Source organism: Craterilacuibacter sp. RT1T, from assembly GCF_023502145.1.
In the GTDB taxonomy this organism is placed as follows: domain Bacteria; phylum Pseudomonadota; class Gammaproteobacteria; order Burkholderiales; family Chromobacteriaceae; genus Craterilacuibacter.
Genome location: NZ_JAMFLI010000021.1, coordinates 1 through 5,774, shown reverse-complemented (window position 1 = coordinate 5,774; position 5,774 = coordinate 1). Strand labels below are relative to the sequence as shown.

The following is a 5,774-nucleotide window of genomic DNA, read 5'->3' as shown; positions in this document are numbered from 1 at the left end:
ACGGGGGCGTCAACTGTATTTGCCAGTAAATATCACTTAATTACCAAGCAGCAGCAAAAGACGAAACTAAACTACTGACTACAAAAGACTTATTTCCATGGCTTATTTTTATTCACGACAAAAATAATCGCTGCTCCTATAAAAAATGCCCTCCCTAAAAGGGAGGGCATTTGAAATAAACGGCTTCAAACTTGTTTACATTGCATCCAGAACTTCAATACCCAGCAAATCCATACCGGTCTTCAATGTTTTGGCAGTCAGCGCAGCCAATTGCAGACGGCTGGCGCGTACTTCACCTTCGGCCTTGAGGATAGGGCAAGCTTCATAGAAACGTGAGAACAACTGCGCCAGGCTATACAGGTACTGGCTCAGATGGTGCGGGTAGCAACCATCAGCCACCGTGACCAGCACATCTTCAAACTGGGCCAATGCAACGGCCAGTTGCTTCTCGGCCGGTTCGCTAATCACGATCGCCGCGCCGGCATCATAGTTTTCGGCCTTGCGGAATACGCTCTGTACACGGGTATAGGCATATTGCAGATAAGGCGCGGTATTACCTTCAAACGAGAGCATATTCTCCCAGTTGAAGATGTAATCGCTGGTACGGCTCTTGGACAGGTCAGCATATTTCACGGCACCGATACCGACTGCGTGTGCAATCTGCTGCTTGGCAGCCTCATCCAGCCCCGGGTTCTTCTCACCCACCAGCGTCAATGCGCGCTCTTCCGACTCGTTAAGCAATTCGATCAGCTTAACGGTGCCGCCGGAACGGGTCTTGAACGGCTTATTGTCTTCACCCATCATGGTGCCGAAGGCAATATGTTCCAGCACCACATTGTCCGGTGCAAAGCCGGCCTTGCGGCAGGTCGTGAACATCTGCTGGAAGTGCAGGCTCTGGCGCGCATCCACTACATAGATAATGCGGTCGGCGTTCAGCTTGCGTACGCGGTAGCGTACGGCACCCAAGTCGGTCGTCGAATACAGGAAGCCGCCATCCTTCTTCTGCACGATATAGGCGGCAGGGTTGCCATCCTGATCGGCGAATTCCGGCAGGAAGACGACCTTGGCGCCTTCGCTGTCGGTCACGATGCCCATCTCGGTCAACTCATTGACCACCGTAGCCAAGTCGTCGTTATAGGCCGACTCGCCCATCACATCGTCGCGCGTCAGCATTACGCCCAGCTTGTCGTAGACAGCCTGGCAATGCGACAGCGAAACTTCAACAAATTGGCGCCACAGTTCCAGCACCGACTCGTCGCCACCTTGCAGTCGCACCACATATTCACGGGCGCGGTTGGCAAAGTCTTCGCTTTCATCAAAACGGATCTTGGCGTTGCGGTAGAAGGTTTCCAGATCGCCCAGCTCCATGCCGGCCTTGCCGGTTTGCTGGGTCTCGACCAGATAGGCCGTCAACATGCCGAACTGGGTACCCCAGTCGCCGACATGGTTCTGGCGAATGACATCGTGGCCCATAAAGGACAGCACGCGCGCAATGGAGTCGCCGATAATGGTCGAGCGCAAATGGCCGACATGCATCTCTTTGGCCAGGTTGGGCGACGAATAGTCGATCACCACCGTTTGCTTGGCTGGCAGCGTCACACCCAGGCGCGCGTCTTTCAATGCCGCTTCGCTGCGGAGTGCCAGAAACTCGGGAGCCAGATGGATATTGATAAAACCCGGGCCGGCGATTTCCACTTTCTCGGCAATGCCTTCCAGATCCAGCGCATCGACTACTTTTTGCGCCAGTTCACGCGGGTTCATCTTGAGCGCCTTCGCCGCGCCCATTACGCCGTTAGCCTGATAGTCGCCAAAACCTACTTTGGAAGAAGGCTGAACCACGGCTGGCGCATCCAGCACCCCGGCTGCGGCCAGTGCCGCTTGTACTTTTTGATTGATCAGTTGCTGTATCGTCATCGCATGCCTTATAAATAACTTGGAAGAAGCGAAAAGACCAAACGCTTCCGAAAATTTTGCTTTTGATTGTATGCGCCAAATGCCGCTCGGGCAACGCTTCACTTCCCGCTCAAAATAAACGGCAGTATAGCTTTCGCCATACTGCCGCTAATATGCGCGACTTAATCCGCTCAGAACAGACGGGCAATCAGCGCCTTGTTCATGCCATGCATGCCCGGAATCCGCACCTGAATCCCGTTACCCGGCGCCACTTCGATAGCCACGTCATCGCGCAGCATCGTTTTCAGCTCCAGGATATGATTACCGCCCGGATGTATCACTTCCAACCGGTCGCCTACCGCGAAACGGTTTTTCACATCAACCGTCGCCCAACCGTCTGCATCCACGGCCAGCACATCACCCACATACTGGCTTTGCTTGGCCTTGGAGTGGCCCGTCAGGTAATTCTGATAGTCCTGCGTCTGGTGACGCTCGAGGAAGCCCGGGGTATAGCCGCGATTGGCCAAACCATCTAGCTCGGCCAGCAAGCCCAGATTGAATGGACGCCCGGCAACCGCGTCATCAATCGCCTGGCGATAGACCTGCGCCGTACGCGCCACATAATACAAGCTCTTGGTACGGCCTTCGATCTTGAGCGAATCGACACCAATCTTCACCAGCTTCTCTACCTGCTCGACGGCACGCAGGTCTTTGGAGTTCATGATATAGGTGCCATGCTCGTCCTCGATGATAGGCATCATCTCGCCCGGACGGTTTCCCTCTTCAATCAGATAAGTCTTGTCGGCCAGCGGGTGACGTTCTGCACCACCGCAAGCGGCAAAGCTCTGGTTAGCCTCTTCCAGCGCCTTGCCAAAGTCCAGCTTGATCGTCTGCACATCACCGGCATCATCACCCTGGGTGTCATGCATCTTGTAATCCCAGCGGCACGCATTGGTGCAAGTGCCCTGGTTGGGATCGCGGTGGTTGAAATAACCGGACAACAGGCAACGGCCCGAGTAAGCAATGCACAAGGCACCATGAACGAAGACTTCCAGCTCGATATCCGGGCATTCCTGGCGAATCTCGGCAATCTCGTCCAGCGACAACTCGCGCGACAGGATAATGCGGCTCACACCCAGCTTCTGCCAGAACTTCACCCCCATATAGTTGACGGTATTGGCCTGCACCGACAGATGGACCGGCACCTCAGGCCATTTCTCGCGCACCATCATAATCAGGCCGGGGTCCGCCATAATCAGGGCATCAGGCTTCATGGCAATAACCGGTGCCATATCCGCCATATAGGTTTTAACCTTGCTGTTATGCGGCAACAGATTGCTGGCAACAAAGAATTGCTTGCCGCGCGCATGTGCTTCGTCGATACCCGTTCTCAGTTCTTCCAGCTTGAAGTCGTTGTTGCGGGCACGCAGCGAGTAACGCGGCTGACCGGCATAAACGGCATCCGCGCCAAAATCATAAGCGGCACGCATCTTGTCGAGGGTGCCAGCGGGTAATAGAAGTTCCGGTGCTTTCATAGGTTTTCTCAGTGAAGCAGACAAGGCAAGGGGGCGAGATCGGGCTCGACAAAGGCCTTGCGCGCACGCTCATGATCCAGCAGGTCTGCAGAATAGTGATAGCGAACCAGCGATACCGTATCAGACAACATGTCCGGGTTCGCCTGGCAAAAATGTTCCCAGTCTTCGGCCTGCTCGGGCTGCTCAGCCATGCGCTGATAGAGCAGGACCAGCGTCGCCATCGTCAGCGTGTGATGATAAGACGTTGCCAAGGCACGCGTCAGGGCATAACGCGAAAACGTATGCGCACAACGCGCGGCAGCCTCGCGTAGCGGATAATTCCGGTGATAAGCCCATGCGGCGTAAAGGCGGGTCTGCTGATTGAAATTGTCCGGCGGGAAATGGCCATTTTCCAGTTCACGCAGGAAGAGTTGATCGTCCGTCACAACAAGCTCCAAAACGGCGACAGGCTCCGCATGCGGAGCCTGTCTTGCCTTTGTACGGCCGCGATTATCTACTGCAGCCCTGCGCTCGTCAACTGCCAGCGCAGCTGGCGACCAGCAAACAAACCTTTGTTTTTAATGCCATTTCACCGGCGTGGTTTTCCCAGCAGCGCCAGCAAGGCCAAAAGCTGGCCAGCCACTCCCAGCAACATCACACACGGCAGCAGAATATCAAATAGCGGCTGACTCGCCTGCCAGTCAAGACCCCGCCCCATGCTGGCCACCATCAACAGCACCGTCGACAGCATTAAGGCCAGCAAAGCCAAACGGCGGCGACGCCGCAAAAACTGCAATAAACTTGCCACCAGGCCAATCTCCTTTAAGCGGACAGGCCAAGATATTCGGCCTGTCCGCCTTCGATTTTATCAAGCGTACTGCCAATAAACTATCGGCAATAGGCTCGCACGGCTGTCACAGGGAAAAGATCTTGCCCGGATTCATCAGGTTATCGGGGTCAATAGAACGCTTGATAGCACGCATCATATCCAGCGCCGCGCGACCCGCCTCTTGCGCCAAATACGCCTGCTTGCCAATTCCGATACCATGCTCGCCGCTACAGGTCCCTTCCATCGCCAGGGCACGCTGTACCAGACGGTGATTAATGGCCTTCATTTTGGCCATCTCTGCACTATCGGATGGATTGGCCAGCAACATCAGATGGAAATTTCCGTCTCCGACATGACCAAACAAGGGAGCCTCAACGCCATCGCGTTGCAGGTCAAGATACGTTTCCTCTATGCATTCGGCCAAACGGGAAATAGGCACACAAACATCGGTCGCAATGCAGCGGCAGCCAGGCTTAAGCTGCAAGCCGGCAAAATAGGCATTATGCCGGGCCTGCCATAAGCGGCTACGCTCTTCTTCACGGCTGGACCAGGCAAAGTGCCCGCCGCCATTGGCTTCGGCCAAGTCGGCAAACAACTGCGCCTGTTCGGCAACACCCGCTTCACTGCCATGAAACTCGAGAAACAGGGTCGGGCATTCAGGGTAATCGGTTTTGCTATAGCGATTGACCGCCGCCATGGTGAGCGCATCCAGCATTTCTGCCCGCGCCAGCGGAATGCCGCATTGAATGGCCTGAATCACGCTATCCACGGCACCGCGCACGCTATTAAAAGCCACCATGGCGGATGACATGGCTTCCGGCATGCCGTACAAGCGCACGGTAACCTCGGTGATAATCGCCAGCGTTCCCTCCGCCCCCACCAATAAACGGGTCAGGTCATAACCGGCAGAAGATTTCTTGGCACGCGTGCCCGTACGAATAATCTCGCCATCAGGCAATACCGCCGTCAGAGCCAATACATTCTCGCGCATGGTGCCATAACGCACGGCATTGGTGCCCGAGGCACGCGTTGAAACCATGCCGCCCAAAGTAGCATCGGCACCCGGATCGATAGGAAAGAACAGACCGCTATGGCGCAGCTCTTCATTCAGTCGCAAACGCGTCACACCCGCCTCTACTGTCGCCGTTAAATCTTCCTCATGCAGCGCGACAATACGGTTCATCTGCGAAAGATCAATACAGACTCCGCCATGAATCGCCAAGGTATGCCCCTCGACCGAACTCCCCACGCCATAAGGAATCATCGGTATCCGGTATTTGGCACATAAACGCACCACTGACTGCACTTCGGCTGTCGTGTGTGGAAAAACAACCAGATCAGGCAATACATCAGGATGGCAAGATTCATCATGACCATGATGAAGACGGATAGAGTCACTCGCACTCACTCTGTCGGCTAATAAGGCGGTCAGTTCTTGTTGCAATAGCTGGATGGGGGAAAGAATAGACATAGCATCTCCACGGATTATGCAAAATGATATCACCATGAAGGAAATACGCTATTGGGGAGAGCCCGCA

5 protein-coding genes are annotated in these 5,774 nt (G+C 55.0%); all 5 read right to left on the bottom strand.

Annotated features, from left to right (window positions below):
* Positions 1–195: 195 nt before the first annotated feature.
* The 5 genes from argS to M3P88_RS15725 all read right to left on the bottom strand — a co-directional run bounded on the left by argS (position 196) and on the right by M3P88_RS15725 (position 5,707).
* Positions 196–1,914 (bottom strand): arginine--tRNA ligase, encoded by a 1,719-nt coding sequence (gene argS / locus M3P88_RS15745; RefSeq protein ID WP_249616943.1) that lies wholly within the window; start codon positions 1,912–1,914, stop codon positions 196–198.
* A 170-nt stretch (positions 1,915–2,084) separates the two neighbouring features.
* Complete coding sequence (gene trhP, locus M3P88_RS15740) at positions 2,085–3,428, bottom strand: prephenate-dependent tRNA uridine(34) hydroxylase TrhP (RefSeq protein WP_249616942.1); 1,344 nt, start codon at positions 3,426–3,428, stop codon at positions 2,085–2,087.
* 8 nt (positions 3,429–3,436) lie between these two features.
* Positions 3,437–3,853 (bottom strand): hypothetical protein, encoded by a 417-nt coding sequence (locus M3P88_RS15735; RefSeq protein WP_249616941.1) that lies wholly within the window; start codon positions 3,851–3,853, stop codon positions 3,437–3,439.
* 143 nt (positions 3,854–3,996) lie between these two features.
* Positions 3,997–4,215, bottom strand: coding sequence for a hypothetical protein (locus tag M3P88_RS15730; protein WP_249616940.1), 219 nt, complete (start codon positions 4,213–4,215; stop codon positions 3,997–3,999).
* 106 nt (positions 4,216–4,321) lie between these two features.
* Entirely contained in the window at positions 4,322–5,707 is a 1,386-nt protein-coding gene (locus M3P88_RS15725; RefSeq protein ID WP_249616939.1) for an FAD-binding oxidoreductase, read from the bottom strand.
* Positions 5,708–5,774: the final 67 nt, after the last annotated feature.

Excerpts from the sequence above, each read along its gene's own strand:
- argS (WP_249616943.1), bottom strand. The coding sequence starts at position 1,914 with ATGACGATACAGCAACTGATCAATCAAAAAGTACAAGCGGCACTGGCC.
- trhP (WP_249616942.1), bottom strand. The coding sequence starts at position 3,428 with ATGAAAGCACCGGAACTTCTATTACCCGCTGGCACCCTCGACAAGATG.
- M3P88_RS15725 (WP_249616939.1), bottom strand. The coding sequence starts at position 5,707 with ATGTCTATTCTTTCCCCCATCCAGCTATTGCAACAAGAACTGACCGCC.